The organism is Massilia frigida, from assembly GCF_011682175.1.
GTDB classification, from domain to species: domain Bacteria; phylum Pseudomonadota; class Gammaproteobacteria; order Burkholderiales; family Burkholderiaceae_D; genus Telluria_A; species Telluria_A frigida.
In genome coordinates this window covers 1-20,805 of sequence record NZ_WHJG01000045.1, presented here as the reverse complement: position 1 = coordinate 20,805, position 20,805 = coordinate 1, and the positions used below count along the sequence as shown (strand labels likewise).

Genomic DNA, 20,805 nt, shown 5'->3' with positions numbered 1-20,805 from the left:
CCATGAACACCCAGGACGACCTGCTCGAATACTACCGCCGCGAATTGAGCTATCTGCGCACGCAGTCGGCCGATTTTGCCGCGCGCTATCCGAAAGTCGCCAGGCAGCTGGTGCTCACGGGCGCCGAGTCAGCCGACCCGCACACCGAACATATGATCGAATCGGTCGCCTTTGTCGCTGCGCGCCTGCACCGCGACCTCGATCGCGACCTTCCCGCCGCAGCCGGCGCCCTGCTTGACAATCTGTGCCCGCATCTGACCCAGCCGGTGCCCGCCATGACGGTCGTGCAGATGGCACTCGATCCTGCCGAAGGCAAGGTCACGGTCGGCATGCCGGTGCGGCGCGGGACCATGCTGTCGGCCAGCGCCGCAACGGGCGAACAGTGCCGGTTCCAGGTAGCGTGGGACACGACCTTGTGGCCGCTGCGCGTGGCCTGCATCGCGCAGGACGGCCCGCGCACACTGCGCCTGGACATCCAGGCCGACGCCGGCATGGATATCGCCGAGCTGGAACTGGACAGCTTGTGCCTGCACCTGGCAGGGGACATGATGACGACCATGCCCCTGCACGAAATGCTGCTCAGTTCCCTGGAAAGTGTTGAGCTGGCAGGCAGCAACGGCGTGCACCGCCTGGCGCCACGCCAGCTGACGGAAGTCGGTTTCGCCGAACACGAAGCGATTTTGTGCAAGCCTGGACATGCCCATCCCGCCTACGGCCTGTTGCAGGAGTACTTCGCATTCCCGCGCAAGTTCCAGTTCTTCAAACTGACTGGCTTGCGCGGTCGCCTGGGCAGCGGTACCGGCTTCTCGCTGCGTCTGGTGTTCACCCACAGTGCGCCCGTGCTGTCGCTGCTAACGCACGACAATGTGCTGCTCAACTGCGTGCCAGCGGTGAACCTGTTCCCCGTCACCAGCGAACCGATCGCCTTCAACCGCCGCCATTACGAATACCTGATCGTGCCGGATCGTCGCCGCGATGCCGTCATGGAGGTGCACTCGATCGTCTCGGTGACCGCGTCCGATCCGCACGGTGAGCGTAGCGTGCAGATTCCAAATGCCTTCGCCGAGGCTGATATGGAAGGCGAGGGCCTGCCATTGAGCTGGACCATGCGGCGCGAAACCAGCCTGCGCAAGGGTATTAACGGCACCGACGCCTATCTCAGCTTCATCGAAAGCGGCAACGTGCGCAGCGCCTTGCCCGAGCAGGTCATGTACGCTGAACTGCTTTGCACCAACCGCCAGTTGGCCGACCAGATCGGACCGGGCAGCCGCTTCTACGGCGACGGCATTGCCGCTTCCACTGTCATTCGCGCACTGTACCAGCCAAGCGCCCAGCGTGCCCCGGTTGCCCCCACCAAAGCCTTGTGGTCGCTGGTGTCCTTGATGCGCCTGAATCACCACTCGCTGGTCCATGGCACCGCACCAACCTTGCAACGGATGCTGATGCTGTTTGCCGGCGGCAGCGCGCGCGACCAGGTCCAGATCTGCGGCATCAAGCGCCTGCACACGACCGGCGCCATGGCACGCATCGGCAGCGACACCTGGCGCGGGCACTGCCGCGGTACCGACATTGAACTCGAATTCGATTCCGATGCCTTTGCCGGAACGTCGCCGCTGGTGCTGGCCGCGGTGCTGGCACGCTTTTTCGCGCTCTACACAACCGCCAACTCGTTCGTCCGCCTCTCTGTTGTGCGGCGTGGCGAACTTTGGAAGCAATGGCCAGCCATGGTGGGGCGACAATGCCTGATCTGATCTCACAGCTGCGCCGCGCGCCGCACGACTTCAACCTGTTCCAGGCCATCAGCCTGCTCGAACGGAGCGAACCATCGCGTGCGCCGGTCGGCACCGCACACGGTATCGACGAAGCCGTGCGCCTGGCCGGGCAGACCGACTTTGCCTTCCCGGCGAGCGACATTGCCAGCCTGGGCGACAGCGCCCGGCCCGGACCACCCCTGATGCTGCGCACCGCCGCGCTGACTTTGGCGGGCGGCCATGGTCCGATCGCTGCGCCGTTCGCGGAAATGCTGCTGGAGCAGCGCCGCCAGCGCGATCACGCGGGACTCGATTTTCTCGACATCTTCAACCAACGCCTGATCGGCTTCTGGTACCGCAGCCGCTGCAAGCAGCATTTGTCCCTGCGCCCGCTGGCGCAGGACAGCACTCCGCTGGTGCGGGCACTCGATGCCCTGTCGGAGTCAGGCCGTGCACAGGGGAGTCCAGGTCCGGCCGGTGAACAAGCCTGGTTGCGCCACGCAGGCCTGCAAAGCGCCGCACCGCGCTCCATGGCGACGTTGCTCGCACTGCTGCGCGACCGCATCGGCACCGCCTTCGCTGGGGAACAGATGGTCGGCCGCTGGCATGGGCTTGTGCCGCGCGAACATGCCCGCCTTGGCAAACAACGGCTGGGCATGGGCGCCAGTCTCGGTGCGCGCGCCTGGGACCAGGCGGCCGCGATGGCGCTCACGACACCGCCGCTGGCGCCAGCGCAGTTCGCCGCGCTGCTGCCATCTGGCGACCTATACGGCTTGCTTGGCAAGCTGGTGGCCCGTCACCTGCAGCAGGACATCAGCGTGAGCCTGCAACCAGCGCTGGCCGCACAGCCGGCCACGCGCCTTGGCTGCGCGCAGGCGCTGGCGCCGCGCCTGGGACAAAGCGCATGGCTGTGCAGCGCCGCCAGCAGCGCGCAAGCGTATCAGCAACCGCGCTTCGACCTGCGCGCTCAAGCCACACCGACTGGAGCTGACGGCCATGCAAATTGATATCCGCACGCTCATGGCCAAGCTGAACCCGGAATGCAAGCGCGCGATGGGCCGCGCCGCCGAACTGTGCGTCCAGCAGACCCATTTCAATGTCGAACTGGAGCACCTTCTGCTGGCCCTCATCGATACGGGCGCGCCGGACCTGACGCTGATGCTCGCGCACTTCCGCGTCGACATGGATGCGGTGCGCACCCAAACGCAGGCCAGCCTTGACGGCTTCAAGCGCGGTAACAGCCGCACCCCGGCCATGTCGCCCAACTTCACTGCGTTGTTCCAGGAAGCCTGGCTGATCGGCTCCATGCAGCTGGGCGTGCAGCAGATCCGTTCCGGCACCGTGCTGCTCGCCTTGCTGGAGCTTGACAGCCTGCGCGGCGGCTTGATCGAGACCGCCCCGGCCTTGCTCAAGCTTCCGCGCGACCGCCTGAAAGCCGACCTGGCGCAACTGCTGGCCGCATCAATCGAAGACGCCGGCCCCGCATCAGGCCCGCCTGCGGCGCCAGCCGGAGCATCGCCGGCGCTGGACCAGTACACCGTGGACATGACCGCGCTGGCACGCGCCGGACGCATCGATCCGGTGCGCGGGCGCAATGCCGAGATCCGCCAGATCATCGACATCTTGCTGCGCCGCCGCCAGAACAATCCCATCCTCACCGGCGAGGCCGGCGTCGGCAAGACCGCCGTGGTCGAGGGCTTCGCCTTGCGCGTGGCAGAGGGCAGCGTGCCGCCGCTGCTGGCCAATGTGCGGGTCTGCTCGCTCGACCTGGCGCTGCTGCAGGCCGGGGCCGGCGTGCGCGGCGAGTTCGAGCACCGCCTCAAATCCGTCATCGCCGAAGTGCGCGCGTCGGCCGCGCCGATCATCCTGTTTATCGATGAAGCGCATCAGCTGATCGGCGCCGGTGGTGCCGAAGGGCAGGGCGATGCCGCCAACCTGCTCAAGCCGGCTTTGGCACGCGGCGAACTGCGTACCATCGCCGCCACCACCTGGGCGGAATACAAAAAGCATGTGGAACGCGATCCGGCACTGGCGCGCCGTTTCCAGGTGGTGAAGGTGGACGAGCCGACGCCGGAAGCGGCCATCGGCATGTTGCGCGGCATGGTGGACGTCTTGACCCGCCACCACCAGGTGGAAATCCTCGATGAAGCCGTGCGCGACGCGGTGCGCCTGTCGCATCGCTACATCACCGGGCGCCAGCTGCCGGACAAGGCGATCAGTGTGCTCGATACCGCCTGTGCGCGCGTCGCGCTGGCGTTGGCGGGCACCCCGCCGCAGCTCGAGTTGGTCGAGCACGACATCATGCTGGCGGCGGAAGAGTTGCGCATCCTGCGCCAGCAAATGGCGCGCGGCGAGGGCGAGCCCGCCCAGGCCGACCAGGCCGATGCCGCGCTGGGCCGCCTGCAGGCACGCCGCGCACAGCTGCGCGACAAGCTCGCCGGTGAGCGGCGCGCAGTGGACGAGATCCTGGCCCTGCGCCGCCGCATCGCCGGGCACACCGGCGCCAGCGACGACCGGCAAGCCGACGCCGCCCAGCTGCAACGCCTGCAAAAGGGCCTGGAGACGATCCAGGACGGCGAAGCGTTGGTCCCGGTGTGCGTGGATTCGGCCACGGTTGCGGAGGTGATTTCGGGCTGGACCGGTATCCCGGTCGGCAAAATGCTGGCCGATGAAATCCACACCGTGCTGCAGCTGCACGAGCGTCTGTGCGAACGGGTGGTCGGGCAGGACCAGGCGCTCGACGCCATCGCCAGCCGCGTGCGCACCTTCCGCGCGGCGCTGGACGACCCGGGCAAGCCGGTCGGCGTATTCATGCTGGTCGGCCCCAGCGGCGTCGGCAAGACCGAGACCGCGTGCGTGCTGGCCGACATGCTCTACGGCGGCGAGCGCAATCTGATCACCATCAACATGTCCGAGTTCCAGGAGGCGCACTCGATCTCCAGCCTGAAAGGCGCGCCGCCGGGCTACGTCGGCTACGGCAAAGGCGGGGTGTTGACCGAGGCCGTGCGGCGCCGGCCCTACAGCGTGGTGCTGCTCGACGAGATGGAAAAAGCCCACCCGGACGTGCTTGAACTGTTCTTCCAGGTATTCGACAAGGGCACCATGGATGATGGCGAGGGCGTGCCGATCGATTTCAAGAACACGCTGATCCTGCTGACGTCAAACGCGGCGCAGGACGTCATCACCGACGCTTGCCGGGCGTCGCTGCCCGACCCGGCGTCCCTGGTTGAGCGACTGCGTCCGGCGCTGCTGCGCCAGTTCAGCCCCGCATTTCTGGGGCGCGTGGTGCTGGTGCCGTACTACCCCGACATCAGCGTCATCGTCGACATGAAGCTGGCCAGGCTGGCCGGACGCTTCTGCGCCAATCACCGGGCGCGCTTCAGCTGGGACGACAGCGTCACCGCCGCCATTGCCGCGCGCTGCACCGAGGTCGATAGTGGCGCGCGCAATATCGACTTCATCCTGACCCAGACCGTGCTGCCCCACTTGTCGGCCCAGGTCCTGGAGCGCATGGCCACCGCGTCGGCGTTCAGCGCGGTCCACATGCACGTCGATGACGGCCAGTTTGCGTACCGCTTTCGCGACAGCATGGCGCGGGGGGGAGCATGAGAACCAACTTCACCCAGACCGGGGCCATGCTGCAACTGAGTTCGCCGCTGGGACCGGACGACCTGCTGCTCGATAGCATGGAGGGCAGCGAAGGCTTGTCCGAGCTGTTCCAGTTCGATCTGCACATGCGCTCGGGCAGTACCTCGCTCAGTGCGGAGTCAGTGGTCGGCAAGTCCATGACCGTGACGGTCAGCGTTCCCGGTGCTGCAACGCGCCACTTCAGCGGCATGGTGGCGCGCTTCATCCAAACCGGGCAGGACCGGGACTTTGCCGTCTACCAGGCGCAACTCGTGCCGGCGCTATGGTTGCTGACCCTGTCGCGCGACCGCAAGGTGTTCCCCAACATGAGTGTCGACGCCATCGTGGGCGATGTGCTGACCCTGTTCGGCGTCTCGTACGATTCGAAGTTAAGCGGCGTCTATCCCAAGCGTGACTATTGCGTGCAGTATGACGAATCCGCGTTCGACTTCATCTCGCGGCTGATGGAGCAGGCGGGCATTTGCTACTTCTTTACCTTCAGCAGCGGTGGGCATCGCATGGTCCTCGCCGATGCGCCGGCGCAGTTTGCCGACTGCGACGGCGGGTCGGCGATCCGCTTCTGGCCCGGCACGGGGATGAGCAAGCCGGTCGATACGGTGACGCGCTTCGCCCATGAGCATTGCATTGCGCTCCAGAAGGCGACCGTGAGCGACTACGAGTTCCGCACGCCGGACACCTCGCTCGAAGGCAGCTTCTCGGCGGCGGCAGGCAAGGGCGCGACCTATGAATTCGCCAGCGGCCAGCCGAGCGTCGATGCCGCCAGGGCGCTGGCCCAGCTGAGGGTGGAAGCGGGGCAGGCGGGAGCGCGCCTGCTGCACGGCGACAGCTATTGCCATGCCTTCAGCGCAGGCGCCAAATTCACGCTGTCGGGCCATTTCGTGCCAACCCTGAACGCCGCCTTCGTGCTGCGCCGCGTGCGCCACATTGCGCGCGCCGACAGCTATGCGAATACCTTCGAGGCCTTTCCGGCGGCGCTGCCGTTCCGGCCCGCGATGCGCACCGCGCGGCCACATGCGGCAGGCTGCGAAACAGCGCTGGTGGTCGGGCCCGAGGGCGAGGAAATCTGGACCGACCAGTACGGCCGCGTCAAGGTGCGTTTTGCGTGGGATCGGGGCGCCAGGGAGCATGAGTGCGCGCCGTGGGTGCGGGTAGCCCAGGCGTCCGCCGGCAAGGGCTTCGGCGCCTTGTTCCTGCCGCGCGTCGGTCACGAGGTGGTGATCAGCTACCTGAATGGCGACCCGGACCGGCCGCTGATCACCGGCAGCGTCTACAACGGCAATAACGTCACGCCGGCCGCGCTGCCCGCCAACCAGACCCAGTCGATCCTGCGCACGCGATCAATCAAGCAGGGCAGCGCCGGCAATGAGCTGCGCTTCGAAGACAAGAAGGACGCCGAGCAGCTGTACCTGCACGCGCAGAAGGACATGCTGGTCGAGATCGAAGACGCGCTCACCACCACGGTCAGGAAGGGCGCCGAGATGCATACCCTGGAAGAGGGCGACCGCACGCTCGAGCTCAAGAAGGGCAACGAGATCCATAAAGTGGCCGGCACGCGCGCGCTGACCGCGACCGGCGACGAAACCCATGCCAACGAGGCCAAGTTTACGCACACCGTCAAGGGCGACTACGCGCTCACCGTCGACGGCAGCCTGACCATCACGGTCAAGGGAGCGATCAAGGTGGTCACGGAGGACGCACTGTCGCTGGAGGCGACCAAAACGCTGCTGGCCAAGGCGGGCGAGGCGCTGACCAACGAAGCCGGTAAAGAGCTGACCAACAAGGCGGGAACCGAGTTGACCAGCAAGGCGGGCACCGCGCTCACTTGCGATGCCGGCACCGACCTGACCAGCAAGGCCGGCAAGGCGCTGCTGCAAAGCGCCGGCATGAAAATCGAGAGCAAGGCACCCATCATCAATAGCAAGGCCGATGCCACGCAAACGGTGGAAGCCGGTGCCAGCCTGACGCTCAAGGGCGCCATGACCAAGGTGAACTAGATGAACACGACGATCGAAGAACACGACGACAACGGCCGCTTGCTGCTGCGCTGCGTCATGGACGGCAGCGTGCTGCATGGCCGGCTCGAAGAGTTCGGCCCTTCCGGCCTGCCCGCGATGACGGCCCATTTCGAGCACGGCAAGCTGCATGGCGCGATGGCGGTGTATGGCGCCGACGGCGCGCTGGTGCAGCGCAGCGTCTATCGCCATGGAATCGCGGACGGTTTGATGGAGACCTTCGTCAACGGGCGCAGGGTGGCGGCCCAGTGCATGGCCGGCGGCGTCGCCAACGGCCCGTCGCTGTCGTTCGACGAAGCCGGCCACATGACGGCGCAGCTGCCGCTGGCGGACGGCAAGCTGGAAGGGGAAGCGCGCTTCTATCACGAGGGCCGCCATGTGCGCAGCGCCCATTACCGCGCCGGCCTGCTCGATGGCGAATCGGTCGACCATGACGCGCGCGGCGACGTGGTCCAGCGCTGCACCTACCGCGCCAATGTGCTGCATGGCCCGGTGCGGCGCTACTGGCCCGGCGGGGCGCTGATGGAAGAAACGATGTATCGCGACGGCGTGCCCGATGCTGAGCCAAGCCGCTTCAGCCGGCGCGGCAAGCGGCTCGGCAACGCCGCGGCGGCGCCGGCGCTGCTCGATCGTGTCAAACAACTGTTAAGGGGGGAATGATGGGACAACAAGTTTGCAGCGGGGCGATGCTGACATGCTCGTTCGGCCTGGCGCCCGGCGTGCTGAACGTACTGCCGCTGAGCCAGGTGATGACTGCCATGCCGGACGCCAGCATCATGGACAACAAGCCGATGGTCAATGTCATGCCGTTCGGGATGTGCACCTCGCTGGCCAATCCCCTGGTCGCGGCGGCGACCGCGGCGGCGCTGGGGGTGCTGGTGCCCATGCCTTGCATTCCGCTGACCACGGCGCCGTGGGTTCCCGGTTCGCCCACAGTCCTGTTGGGCGGCATGCCGGCGCTGAATAACGCGTCCAAGCTGATGTGCATGGCCGGCGGCGTGATTGAAATCTCTGTGCCCGGTCAGATGACCGTGGCGGTTCCTTAACTTCGTCTGGCGAGGCCAATGATGGAATACCGATTCAACTTTACACCACGCCTGGTGGCGCTGGGGCTGTTCACCGGCGTGGCGCTGCTGGTGCTGCTGTTCTCGCTGGGTTTCCAGCTGGGCGTGCGCATGGCTGGCGAACCGCCCGCTCCGGTCCCGCTCGAACGCGCCGCGCCGGCGCCGAAGGCCGCGTCATGAGCGCCGCTGATACCTTAAGGCGTCTGCGGCCGCTGGCCTGGATGCACGCCGCCGTCCTGTCGGCCGGCCTGCTCGCCAGCGCCCCGGCCCCATGCCAGGTCCGGGCCAGTGGTGCATCGCCATTGATCGTGACGGCCGATGGCCGCCTGATGGCGCCGGATATCGCGCGCATCGTCGAGCATGGCGAACTGGTGGTGGCCATGTTCAAGACCGACAGTCCGCCGTTTTTCGTGCAACAGAACGGCGTGCTGAGCGGGATCGACGTCGACCTGGCGCGCATGATCGGCAAGGAGCTGGGGGTGGCGGTGCGCTTCGACCGCAGCAGCGCAACGGTGGACGGCGTGGTTGAAATGGTCGGCAGCGGCCGCGCCGACCTGGCCATCAGCCGCCTTGGCCGCACAGTCAAGCGTAGCCAGATGGTGCTGTTCTCCACGCCCTACCTGATGCTGGGCCACGCCATGCTGATCAACCGGCTGCGGATGGCCGAGATGTCTGGCGATCGGCCGGTGGCCCAGGTGGTGCGCGCATTCAAGGGACGCATCGGCGTGATCGCCAATACATCGTGGGAAGAATATGGCAGGCGCCACTTCCCGCAGGCCACGATCGTCTCGTTTCCGAACTGGCCGGCGGTGGTCGATGCCGTGCGGCGCGGGCAGGTCGCCGCCGCCTATCGCGACGAGCTGGAGGTGCGCGCCGTGCTGCAGCGCGACCCGGGCCTGGCGCTGACGCTGCGCACGGTCACCTTCAACGACGCCCAGTCCGCGCTCAGCGTGATGACCGGCGTACGCGACACGTCCTTGCTGGCCTTCGTCAACGAAGTCATTGCATCCCGTACCGACAAGCCCAGCGTGAGCGGAGCGCTCACCTTGATCAAGTAGTACCTCCATTGAAGGTGTTGCCATGAACCAGATCAGAATCATTCGCGCCCTGCGCCGCTTCCAGGCCCTGGCCATCAATCCATGGATGGTGCTGGCATGCGTCATGCTGGGGGCCGCCATCGGCTGGGCGGCGCCCGGCGTGGCCGGCCCGCTCGCCCTGGTCGGGGCGGTGTACGTGGACCTGCTGACCATGGTGGTGCTGCCGTTCATGATGTCGGCCGTCATCATGGGCCTGCAAAACCTGTACCGCGAGGGTGGGGCGGCCCGTATCGTCCAGCGCGTGGTGCTGGTATTTTCGCTGCTGGCCCTGGGCGCTGCGCTGGTCGCGACCGCCGCCACGCTGCTGTTTCAACCGGGCGGGGGCATGAGCGACGGCCTGCGTGCCACGCTGGGGCAGATCGTCGGCGGCGACATCGAACACGGCAACATGCCGATGTATCTGCTCACACCGGAACCGTTGCCGCCCGGCGCGAGCGGACAGGACATCCTGCGCATGCTGATCCCGTCGAACATCTTCGCCGCCCTGGCCAATGGCGAAACGCTCAAGGCGCTGGTGTTCGCACTGCTGTTCGGCTTTGCGGTCGGGCAGGTCCCGACCCGCCTCGCGACCGGCCTGCAGGACGCGCTTGAAACCGTCTACGCCGCCTGCCAGACACTGACCCGCTGGATCAATCTGCCGTTGCCGCTGATCCTGGTGTGCATGACGGCCGGCCAGGTGGCGCGCACCGGTGTCGGACCGCTGGCCGCCATGGCCGGCTTCGTGATCGGGTTTTTGGCGGTCAGCGTGCTGGTCATCGTGCTGGCGCTGTTCCTGGTGCGCCATCGCGCGGGCGGCACCATCGGCGCGGTCGTCGCGGCGCTGCGCGAACCTTTTGCGCTGGGCGTAGCGACCAATAATAGCGCCGCCTGCATGCCGGCCATGGTCGCGGCCATGGTCGAGCGCCTCGGTTTCGCGCGCAACCGGGTCGAACTGCTGGTGCCGCTCAGCGTTGCACTGCTGCGTACCGGTCCGGTCGCCTACTTCGCTTGCGGTTCACTGTTCATCGCGGCGCTGTACGGGCGCGCCCTGAGCCCGGCGGACCTGGTCTTGCTGGTCGTGCTGGCCGCGCTGGCGGGGTTTGCCTCGTCCGGCATGGCCGGTCTGGTGACGGTGTCGCTGATGGGCGCCGTGTGCACCGGCCTGGCGCTGCCGTTCGAGGCAGCCTTCGTCCTGTTCATGGCGGTCGATCCGATCTGCGCCATGGCACGTACGGCGGTGACCGTGATCGTCGATTGCGCAGCGGTGTCGCTGGTGTGCGCGCGGCCGGTTCAGTTATAGGAGATGAGCATGAACCTGTTGACGCACGTGAGACGGCATCCGGCCGCGTTGCTCAGTACATTGCTGCTGGGGCTCTGGGTGGGCGTGCTGTGGCCGGGCGGCGCCGGGCTGTTCGCCGCCTTGTCCAGCATTTACCTGGCGCTGCTGCAAGCCTTCGCGCTGCCGTACATCGTGCTGGCCGTGTATTTCGGACTACAGCGCATGCCGGCCGCCGGCGCTCACTGGCGGCGCTGGCTGGCGGTGACGGTGCCGGCGCTGCTGGCGATGCCGCTGTGCGCGCTCGGCGGTGTGCTGCTGGCTGGTGTCAGCGCGGCCGGCGCCGGCCTGGAGCTGCCGCAACAGATGGCCCTGGGACGCATGGCGCTGGGTGCGGGCGACGCGGCAATCAGCCTGTACGGCGCCGAGCCGCCACTGGTGGCAAGGTCCCAGATCGCGCAATTCGTGCCGCGCAACCTGTATGCGGTGCTGGCGGCCGGCACGCTGCCTTCGGTGCTGATCGGCGTGCTGCTGTTCGGGGCGGCCGTGGCGACCCAGCGGCGGGACGTGACCAATCACCTGAGCATCATTCTGGAGGCGGTGTACCGGGCGCTGGAAGCGGCCATCGGATCGATCAATGCCGGCCTGCCGCTGATCGCCTTTGTGCTTGCCGCTGCGGCCAGTGCGGGCGCGGGGGACGGATCGACCGGCCTGCTGATCGGCTTTCTTGCCACCTGGCTGGCCGCGGTGCTGCTGGCAAGCCTGGTGGCCGGCGCGCTGATCTGCTGGCGTCTCAAGGCGCACCCGTGGACGGTGATGACGGCGTTGCGCGAACCCGTCACCGTGTGCCTGTTCACGCCGGCCGGCGCAGCGGCGCTGCCGGAATTTATCGCCGCGCTGAGCGTGCGGCTCGGCTTGCGGCGCGGCGCGTCGGAGCTGGTGATGCCGGTGGCGCCGGTGTTCGTCCGCTGCGGCGAAGCGCTGTTTTTTGCGGTGCTGGCGGTGTTCATCGCCAATCTGTACGGGCGGCCTTTGACGCTGTCCGAGAGCGCCATGGTGGTGCTGCTGGCGTGCTGGAGCGCGCTGTGCTCGATCGGCACGGTCGGGGTCAAGACGGTGCTGTGGTCGGGCGTGCTGCAAGCGTCGCTGGGCCTGCCGATGGAGGCGCTGCTGCCGGCGCTGGCCGCGGTCGAGGTGCTGTGCGCCGGACCGCGCAACCTGGTGACCTACCTGAGCGCCGCCGTGCTGGTGGCACTGGTGTCGACCGCGCGCCCGCTGCAAACGGCAGTGGTGCATGCGGCCCAGCCGGCGCCTGTCTGGCCGATGGTGCTGACGCGGCGCCAGGCCTGGCTGGGCGCCAGTCTGCTCACGGCCGCTTTGCTGGCCTTCTTTTGCGCTGGAGTCGGCTTCGGCCTGCGCAAGATGCTCATGCCTGGATTGTAAAACCAGGACCACCGCAAGATCTGCCGCACATTGGAGAAACCATGCGATTCAAGCTCATTTACAGATGGTGCCGGTGCGCTGCCGTGCTGATCGCCGTTGCAACGCTGGCCGCTTGCGGCGCCGTCGCTGGCGCGCGCGCGCTGGTGGGACTGGCGCCCGCGCCGGCCAAACCCGGCTGGACCAGCGTCACGCTGGCGGCCGCCGCCGACGCCAATGCCGACAGTGCACTGGCGGTCGACATCGTGCTGGTCAAGGACAAGGCCATGCTCGAGAGCCTGGCGGCGATGTCGGCGGCCAAGTACTTCGGCGCGCGTGCCGACCTGCAACGCACTTTCCCAGACGCGCTCAGCGTGCTGCCGATCGAAATCACGCCGGGACAGCAGATCCGCATCGACGGCCAGCGCTTCGGCAAGCAGCGCGCCTGGGCCGCCCTGGTCTTTGCCAACTACGCCACCCCCGGCGAGCACAGGCTGCGCCTGCTGCTCGATCACCCGGGCTATGTGCTGCATTTGAACGCGCAAGAGTTCATTGCCAGCGATATCAAGCCGGGCAGTGCCCGCTAACCGAGGAAGCATCGTCATGGCCGAAGCACAACTGTATGACCGTATCCAGTGGCACGAGGGTATGCTGCTCAGTCCACAGCAGTTCCAGCAGGAGAGCGCCCGCGTGGACGCGCTGGTCGGGTGGCAATCGCTGGCGGGCCAGCCGGCCGCCTGGGGGGTGCGCCGGCTGGTGCTGGACGAGGCGCGCCTGACCACCGGCACGCTGCGCATCCTGGCGCTCGAAGCGATCCTCCCGAACGGCATGGCGGTCCATTTCGATGCCGCACGGGCCCAGGACCAGGAGCTGGAACTGGACCTGGCGCCGTATGCGCAGCGCATGGAGCTGGGCGATCTGGCGGTCTATCTGGCGCTCGGCGCGGCGCGCGCGCTCAATCTGCCGGGGCAGCCCGCCATGTTCCGCGGTCTCGAAGGCGGCAGCGTCGACGACGAGGTATCGCAGGCGCTCGCTTGCGAGGTGCCGCGCATGGCGGCCAATCTGCAGCTCATCGCAGGCAAGGCGCCCGGCGCCTCCTATGTCGCACTGCACCTGGCGAATCTGCGCAAGGAAAACGAAATCGTGCGGCGCGGCCCGTTCTGGCCTGCCCAGCTGGAAGTGCCGGGCGACTCCAGCCTGTGCCGGCGCGCGTGCGAGCTGGCGGCGCACATGCGCAGCAAGGCGCTGTTCCTGGCGCGTCAGAACATGGCGCCATCGTCGCGCCTGGAAGACCGGTTGGCGCTGCTCGAGCAGCAAAACCGGCTCACTGGCCTGGTGCTGCACCTGCCATTGCTCGAAGCGGTGCTGCGCGCGCCGGCAATGCAGCCGCAACCGCTGTACCTGGCGCTGTGCGCCCAGTTGGGACCGCTGTCGGCGCTGCGCCCCGGCGCGGTGCCGATGGCGCCGCCGCCGTACCGCCACGCCGACAGCTACGCCGCGTTCGACGCCGTACTGCTGGCCTTGCAGGATCTGGTCGATGAAGTCAGCCAGGACTGGAAGACGTGCACCTTCGACTTCGACGGCCAGGCGTTCACGCTGCCGATGCGCGCCGAGTGGCTCGGCAAGCGCCTGGTGGTGGGCCTGCGCGGCCACGCTGAGCGCGAGCTGGGGCAGTGGATGGAGGGCGCCGTGATCGGCTCGCGCACCATCTGGACGTCGCTGTGCGAACGCCGCATGCTCGGCGCCGCGCGCACCCGGATCGACGAGGCGCCGGAACTGGGCCTGCGCGCCAGCGCCGGTTATGCCTTGTTCGGGGTCGATGCCTCGGACCAGTTCATCGTAGCCGACCAGGCGCTCCAGATCAGCAATATCAACGAAGGCCCGGCGGCCAATCGGCCGCAGGAACTTGTCCTGTTCATCAAAGGCTCACCATGACACTCCATGACAACCCGGGCCGGGACGGCGGCGATGACCTGGCGTCGGTCCAGTTCCGCCACTTTACGGCAGTGCTCACCCAAGCCGCGGCGGCCGCGGCCAAGCTGGGCGAGAACGAAGCGCGCAGCGGCGCCGAGGCGCTCAGCGGCCAACTGGCGCAACTGATCGAACTGCAAACGCTGGAGGCCGGGCGACGCGGCGGCAAGGCCGGCCTGGAAGCAGAGCTGCAGGCGCGCTTCCTGAAAGCGGCGCTGGCCGACGAAGTGCTGCTGCACACCGACTGGGCCGGCCGCGCACATTGGCGCCATGTGCTGATCGAGGCCAGGCTGTTCAATACGGCCCACGCCGGCCAGCAGGTGTTCGCCGACGTCGACCAGCTGCTGCGCGAGCGCGAACCGGCACGCCGCGGCGTGGCCCGCCTGTACCTGTCCTTGCTGTCGCTCGGTTTTCAGGGACGCTATCGCGACAGCGCCGCGCTGGGGCGGATTGCCGACTACCGGCGCGAGCTGTTCGAGTTCATTTACCAGCGCGCGGCCGACCTGGGTGGACGCGACGCTGTCGTGGCCGAACAAGCATATGCCAGCACGCTCTCGCATGGCGCTGCGCGGCGCCTGTCCAAGTTGAGCCGGCGCGGCATGACGCTGGCGCTAGTCATGCTGCTGTTGCTGGGCTTGTCCGAGATCGCCTGGCTCTGGCAATCCTGGCCTGTGCGCCAGGCCGTGGGCGCTGCCCTGGCCGCTGCGCCAGCCGCTGCGGGCGGGGTGGCGCCATGCTGAAGTTTCTATCCGATAACCTGGCCATCGCCACGCTGTTGCTGGTGACGCTGCTGGTGCTGATACTGCTTGGCCTGATCATCAACGCGGCCTTGCGCGGGACTGCCCAGGGCGGCGCCGCCCATGCCGACCGCAAGCTGCGCACGCTGGGCGCGGAGTCGCTGCGCCAATCCTTTCGCAGCGCGGTCGAACTGATCGAATCGAACCTGGCGGCGCGCCACGAACGTTACAAATTGTCGTGGACATTGCTGCTCAACGACAGCGCGCAAGGCCCGTTGCCGCTGGCGCAGTCCGGCCTGCCCAGCGCACTGAGCACCGACAGTACCTTGAGCGCGGCCGCGCAAGGCATCGACTGGCATTTCTTCGACAGCGGCGTGATCGTCCAACTGCAGGCCGGCCACCTCGGTTCGCCCGATCCCGACAGCGCGTCGAGTAATGGGGTGTGGGACGATTTCCTGGGCCTGTGCCGCAGCTACCGGCCGCAGCGTCCGTTCGACAGCATCGTGCTGGCAGTGCCGTGCACGGCCCTGCTGCAAACCGACCCGCAAGGCCTGCTCGACCTGACGGCGCGCGCCAAGGCGATTCACCGTCGCCTGTGGCTGGCGCAAAATCGCCTGGCGCTGCGCTTTCCGATCTATCTGGTGGTGTCCGAATGCGAAGCGCTGCCGGGCTTTGCCAACTTTGGCAGCGCTTTGCCCGAGGCGCTGCGCAGATCGATGCTGGGCTGGTCGTCGCCCTACGAACTGGTGGCGCCGTTTCGCACCCAGTGGGCCGACAGCGCCATGGACGACATGGTGCGGGCGGCAAGCGATCACTGCGCAGAATTGAGCGCACTGGAACCGCCCGGCGCGGACAGCAGCGCCTACCTCATGCTGCCCGGGGAACTGGAACGCCTGCGGGCTGGCCTCAAGTTGTTCTGCGAAGAGCTGATGCGGCCCAGCGCCTATCATGAACCGTTCCTGTTGCGTGGCATGTACCTGACCGGCGACAGTGGCGACGCGGCCGCACTGCTTGCCGCGATGCCGGCCGCGCCAAGCGCCGCGCTGTCCCTGGCCACGCCGGGACCGGGCGAGCCCGCGCTAGCGGCCACGGACGACGCGATGCCGGTCTTCATGCGCGACATTTTCGAGCGCAAGGTCTTCGCCGAAGCGGGGCTGGTACAGTCCTCCTCGCAGCGCATGCGCCGCCCTGCCGCGCGCCGCGTTGCGTCCTGGGTGGTGCTGGCAGTGCCGGTGCTGTGGGCCGCCGCACTGGTCGTCTCCACCGTTCGCCTGCACCTGCTGGGCGGCGACCTGGTGGGCTATCTGAACGCGCTCAATAGCGATACCCGGCGCAGCCTGCAAACTGCGCGCAGCGGCATTGACGACGCCCAGCGCAGCCAGAAGCGCGCCACCGACGCGCTGCAAAATATCGAGCAACTGGGGAGCGCGCGTTTCAATTCCGTCTTCATGCCCGGTTCATGGCCGCTATTCGATGACCTGCACCAGCGCGTGGTTGGCCGGCTCGAGCAGGGCTTTGCCGACAACGCCTTCGGCCCATTGCGGCGCGCCGCGTTCAGCCGGCTGGGCCAATTGACGGGGGTAGCGATCGAGCCGGTCTCCGGCGCTCTGATCGGCGGCGCCGAATGTACCTTGCCCGCTGGCTGGAGCGAACAGGCGGCCGCGCAAACCGTGAGCGCACTCAATGTCGACGACTTGCCGCAGTTTGGCGCCACCCTGGGATACCTGGCGCGGCTGGACGAAATCGATCGCGTGATCGGCGCCATGCTGCGCCTAAAGCATGCCGATGCCGGGCCGGCGTCGGGCGCCGATCTGGCGCTGGTGGTGCGGGTCCTGCTTGGCGCCGAGCTCAATGGCGCGCCGGCACGGACGGCCGCGCTGTTTCGGGCCGTGGCACAGCGCGAGCCGTCGCTGGCGCTCGAACCGATGCAGGCGGCGGCGCGCTGTTCGCTGCGACGGGCCAGCACGGCGCTGTACCAGCGCCTGTTCGATGACAACGACTTGCTGCGTTCGGACCGCATGGTGGCCGCCAGCAGCGCAGCGCTGCTCGACGGCGCCCAGCCTGGCGCAGGGCTGGCTGGCCAGCTGCCGGCGTGGCACGCGCTGCGCGACGCGCTCAAGCTTCAGCAGAATCAGCTGGCCGGGGGGAAGGGCGGCTGGATGATACAGGGCAGTGTCAACCTCGGCGCCGCGCACGAGATCATGATCGAGCGGATCGGCGCCAATTCCCTGCTGGGAAAATCCGCCGTACAGGAAACGCGGCGCCGCGCGGCCGAGGGCTTTGGACGCTTTGTCGTGGCCAGGGATGCCGCGCTGTCGGCGCCCAGTGCCATCGACGGCACGGCCGACAACCTGGTGTGGTCCGGCAGCGGATGGGCATTCTCGCCGCCGCGCCAGGCATTGCAGGCGTCGCTGGCGGCGCTCTTGGCGCAACCATGGATGAGCGCCGGCGGGCCGGCGCAGCTGCCGGCGCTGGCGCGCGGCGCCACCGTCAGCTGGAACAAGGCGCTGCTGGAGCAGGCGATCCAGCTGGCCGAGGCGCGCAAGCGCTTCCAGGCCGGTCCTGTCATGGCGCTGCCGGCCAGGCTCCAGCAAGCTGGCGCCGCCTTGGCCGACCTGGCGCTGGCCGCCAGTGCGCAACGGCTGTTGATGCAGGCGCTCAGCGTGGCCCCGGTCGAACTGCCCAGTGGCGCCAGCGATGCCGAACGCGCCAGCGTGCTGCGGGTGCGTGCCTGGCTGCTGGAAATCGGGGCCGGCGATGTCGGCGCGGAGCTGGACGCGGTGCTGGCGGCCGATGCCTTGTCGCGCCTGCAGCGTCTGGACGACATCTTCACAGGGGCTGAGGTGTTCGTGCCGCGCGAGCGCACGTTCCAGGCGTGGAACGGCGAAAAGGGTGTGCTGCTCGACGCCTTTGGCAATGGCGACGCCGCCGTACTTGCCGCCTACGTCGCCCAGCAGCAGGAGTTTGTCGACACAGCGGCCAGCCAGGCCGAAGGCGTGCTGGCGCAGCTGGCCAGTGTCGCCCCCGGGAATCCGCTGGTGACACGTTGGCAAGCCATCGTGGCGGACGTGCGCCGCCACCGGCTCAAGAGTCCGGCCAGTTCGCTGATGGCGCTCGAGCAGTTCATCGTCAGCGGCAGTGCCGATATCGACCTTGGCAACTGCACCGCCAAGCTCAGTTCACGCGATGGGCAACGGCGTGGAGCCGATATATTTGCCGAACGCTTGCTCAATCTGCAGAATGGCTTGCTGGCGCGCTGCCGCGAGCTGGCGGCCGGCCGCTACCGGGAGGAATGGGAGCGCTTTGCCGGCTTGTACAACCGTGACCTTGCGCGCCGCGCGCCGTTCGACGCGCGTCCGAACGGCGATGCGCCGCCAGCCGACCGCGACGCGGTGGGGGCGGCGATGAACCAGTTCGACCGTGCGCGCGCGGCCAGTGCGCTGGCCGAGCGCGAGCCAGGCGTGGCAGGCGCCCGCGCCCCGGTGCGCGCGGCAGGCGAGCAGCTGCGCCGCATGCGCGAGGTCCTGGCGCCGTTGTATCCAGTCGAACCGGGGCAGGCGGGCGGGCTGGATGTGACGGTGCAGTTTCGGCCCGCAGGCGTGGCCGATGCCGGCGCCAACCAGATCATCGACTGGCGCCTCGCGATCGGCGCGGGGACGCTGCGCCTTGGCGACCCGCCCCGGGCACTGCGCTGGGAACCCGGCATGCCGGTGCTGCTGTCGCTGCGCCTGGCGCGCGACGGCACTGGCCAGCCCCAGGCCGAACCGGGGCACGTCAACATGTCAGTGACCGAGCGCAGCGTGAACTACCGCTTTGACGACCCATGGGCGCTGTTCAGTTTCATCGGCGCTTACCGCGATAGCGAGGTGGCCGACGGCGACCAGCGCGGGCCGCTGCTGCGCTTTGAATTTCCCGTGCTGCACAGCGGCGCGGGGGCGGACGTGGTGCCGCTGGCGGCGCGGACACGTGTGTTCCTGCGCCTGGGCGTGAGCGCGCCGGGCAAGCGCACGCCGCTGGCCTGGCCCACGGTATTCCTGTCGCATGTGCCGGGCTGGCAGGACGCGGCGCCGACCAGCAGCGCCGCGCTGACATCAAATCAACTTGAAGCGAATGCCAAATGAACGCGATACCGGATTTTTTCGTCAACGAAGCAGAGCGGCGGATTGTTGCTGAAATTCTTGCGCCGCTCACGCCCGATGCACCATGCGGCGCGCAAGTGCGCTTCGATCCCGTCTTTACCGAAATCCGCCTGCTGCGCGACGAGGACGATCCCAGCCTGCCGATGAGGCAATGGGAGCGGCCGCTCAAGGTGGCCGACTGGGTGCGGATCGATGCGCTTTGCGTGGAGATGCTTTGCACGCGCTCCAAACATCTCCAGTTTGCCGTATGGCTGATTGAGTCATGGATGCGCCAGCGCGGCTTCGCCGGACTGTGCCAGGGACTGGGCATGCTCGAGGCGCTGTTGCGCCGCTATTGGGATGCGATCCATCCAATGATCGACGAGGAGGGCGACTGCGACCTGCGCCTGGCGCCGTTGGAATGGCTCAACGAATCGCTCAGCGTCGACGTGCGCATCCACGCGGTGCTGCTGCCGCTGGCCCAGTGCAAGCCACCCTGCTTGACGTTGGCGGACTGGGAACGCATGTCGGCGCAAGATCTGACCGGTCTGGACGAGAAACAGCGTGGCGAGGCGCGCGCCGACGCCGACTCCCAGCTCACGCGGGCCGCTATCCTGAGCTGTGCCGCCCAGTCGCAGGCGCAGCTGCACGCGACGCGGGCTGCCGTCTCGCAAAGCGGCGCAACGTTGGCCGCGATAGACGCCTTCCTCAATGAACGGCTGGGGGATGAGGCGCCGAATATGTCACGCCTGCTAGCGACGCTGGAAGCTGCCGGGCGCGTGCTGGTGCAATTGCATCCTGAACAGAAAGTGATCGCCATGGACGACCAAGCCGTGCTTGAAACCGTGCTTCCCGACACTGGTGCGCTGCCCGCGCCCGCGCCGGCGCACAGTGACGCCGACGTGCCCCTCTCAGGCTGGCGCAACCGTGCTGAAGCGTATGTGACGCTCGATGCGCTGGCACGCTATTTGATGGAGCTGGAACCACACAGTCCCGTTCCGTTTCTTATTCGACGCGCGCTACATTGGGGCAGCATGCCTTTGCCGGAACTGATCGCCGAAATCATCCGGGAGGAGGGCGACCTCAAGCGGCTGGTGGGTGTTCTTGGATTGAAGATGTAGCGCGGACAATGTGGGCAGCTGGAAACCGGGTCCCCGCGAAAAGCGGCGCCCGATTGTCGTGCTGAGGCGAGCGCCATGACGCGTAGTGGCGCGCAGCGCCATGTCGCGGTTTGCCGAGGCGCTCTTGGCGATGCGGATGCCGTGGTGCGACAGGCCTTGCCGAATCCCGCCACACCCTTCGTCGGTGGCAATATCGAGGTGGGGTAGCAGGCGCACCGATTCGAGTAGCGCAGGCGCGGGACCGCCGACGGCGTTGCCGCGAAAGTCCGCCTGAAGACGCCGATTCAAGCGCTCAAGGAATGGCAGCAAAACAAGCCGGAGTTATTTGTTAAACGCGTTTATGACCAGACGAGACTTGACACTTAACTTGGGTGGATTGCATCGGGGAGGAAAATAATTATATAATTCATTATATCAAAATGACAATTTTATTGCGAGAAATGGCATCATACTTGTTTTGTTAAAATTATAGTAACTATGATATCTTGTAACTGTTCAGCCGGAGTACAGGCCGCAATAAACAGTTGTAAACTGTGCTGCTATCGCGCATGATTTGGGCATGCCACCAAAACCTCCCCGTCTCAATCTCACCGGCTTGTCCCATGAAGACAA

The 20,805-nt window shown here is 67.3% G+C and carries 15 protein-coding genes; all 15 read left to right on the top strand.

Annotated features, from left to right (window positions below):
• The first annotated feature begins 2 nt into the window (after positions 1-2).
• From tssF to tssA, 15 genes are read left to right on the top strand one after another with little or no spacing between them, the layout of a single operon-like run.
• A complete protein-coding gene (gene tssF, locus F2P44_RS28995; protein WP_167092496.1) occupies positions 3-1,751 on the top strand; it encodes a type VI secretion system baseplate subunit TssF in 1,749 nt (582 codons plus the stop codon).
• Entirely contained in the window at positions 1,739-2,758 is a 1,020-nt protein-coding gene (gene tssG, locus F2P44_RS28990) for a type VI secretion system baseplate subunit TssG (protein ID WP_167092493.1), read from the top strand. The genes tssF and tssG overlap by 13 nt, the downstream gene beginning before the upstream one ends.
• Complete coding sequence (tssH, locus tag F2P44_RS28985) at positions 2,748-5,360, top strand: type VI secretion system ATPase TssH (protein WP_167092490.1); 2,613 nt, start codon at positions 2,748-2,750, stop codon at positions 5,358-5,360. Before tssG ends, tssH begins: the two co-directional genes overlap by 11 nt.
• Positions 5,357-7,393 (top strand): type VI secretion system Vgr family protein, encoded by a 2,037-nt coding sequence (locus F2P44_RS28980; RefSeq protein WP_167092488.1) that lies wholly within the window; start codon positions 5,357-5,359, stop codon positions 7,391-7,393. Before tssH ends, F2P44_RS28980 begins: the two co-directional genes overlap by 4 nt.
• Complete coding sequence (locus F2P44_RS28975) at positions 7,394-8,071, top strand: toxin-antitoxin system YwqK family antitoxin (RefSeq protein WP_167092485.1); 678 nt, start codon at positions 7,394-7,396, stop codon at positions 8,069-8,071. It abuts the gene before it with no gap.
• Positions 8,071-8,457, top strand: coding sequence for a DUF4280 domain-containing protein (locus F2P44_RS28970; protein WP_167092483.1), 387 nt, complete (start codon positions 8,071-8,073; stop codon positions 8,455-8,457). The genes F2P44_RS28975 and F2P44_RS28970 overlap by 1 nt, the downstream gene beginning before the upstream one ends.
• Before the next feature lie 18 nt (positions 8,458-8,475).
• Positions 8,476-8,655 (top strand): hypothetical protein, encoded by a 180-nt coding sequence (locus F2P44_RS28965; protein WP_167092464.1) that lies wholly within the window; start codon positions 8,476-8,478, stop codon positions 8,653-8,655.
• A complete protein-coding gene (locus tag F2P44_RS28960; RefSeq protein WP_167092481.1) occupies positions 8,652-9,533 on the top strand; it encodes a substrate-binding periplasmic protein in 882 nt (293 codons plus the stop codon). The genes F2P44_RS28965 and F2P44_RS28960 overlap by 4 nt, the downstream gene beginning before the upstream one ends.
• Positions 9,534-9,555: 22 nt before the next feature.
• Positions 9,556-10,851: a dicarboxylate/amino acid:cation symporter gene (locus tag F2P44_RS28955; protein ID WP_187363467.1), complete on the top strand. Its 1,296-nt coding sequence runs from the start codon at positions 9,556-9,558 to the stop codon at positions 10,849-10,851.
• Between the two features lie 9 nt (positions 10,852-10,860).
• On the top strand, positions 10,861-12,270 hold the full coding sequence (locus F2P44_RS28950; protein WP_229423813.1) for a cation:dicarboxylate symporter family transporter: 1,410 nt from the start codon (positions 10,861-10,863) through the stop codon (positions 12,268-12,270).
• 41 nt (positions 12,271-12,311) lie between these two features.
• Positions 12,312-12,833 carry a hypothetical protein gene (locus F2P44_RS28945; RefSeq protein ID WP_167092477.1) on the top strand — a complete coding sequence of 174 codons (522 nt, stop codon included), beginning with the start codon at positions 12,312-12,314 and terminating at the stop codon, positions 12,831-12,833.
• A 16-nt stretch (positions 12,834-12,849) separates the two neighbouring features.
• Positions 12,850-14,181, top strand: coding sequence for a type VI secretion system baseplate subunit TssK (tssK, locus tag F2P44_RS28940; protein WP_167092475.1), 1,332 nt, complete (start codon positions 12,850-12,852; stop codon positions 14,179-14,181).
• Complete coding sequence (locus F2P44_RS28935) at positions 14,178-14,957, top strand: DotU family type IV/VI secretion system protein (protein WP_167092472.1); 780 nt, start codon at positions 14,178-14,180, stop codon at positions 14,955-14,957. The genes tssK and F2P44_RS28935 overlap by 4 nt, the downstream gene beginning before the upstream one ends.
• Positions 14,951-19,075, top strand: coding sequence for a type VI secretion system protein (locus F2P44_RS28930; protein WP_167092469.1), 4,125 nt, complete (start codon positions 14,951-14,953; stop codon positions 19,073-19,075). Before F2P44_RS28935 ends, F2P44_RS28930 begins: the two co-directional genes overlap by 7 nt.
• A complete protein-coding gene (tssA, locus tag F2P44_RS28925; RefSeq protein ID WP_167092466.1) occupies positions 19,072-20,193 on the top strand; it encodes a type VI secretion system protein TssA in 1,122 nt (373 codons plus the stop codon). Before F2P44_RS28930 ends, tssA begins: the two co-directional genes overlap by 4 nt.
• Positions 20,194-20,805 lie beyond the last annotated feature (612 nt).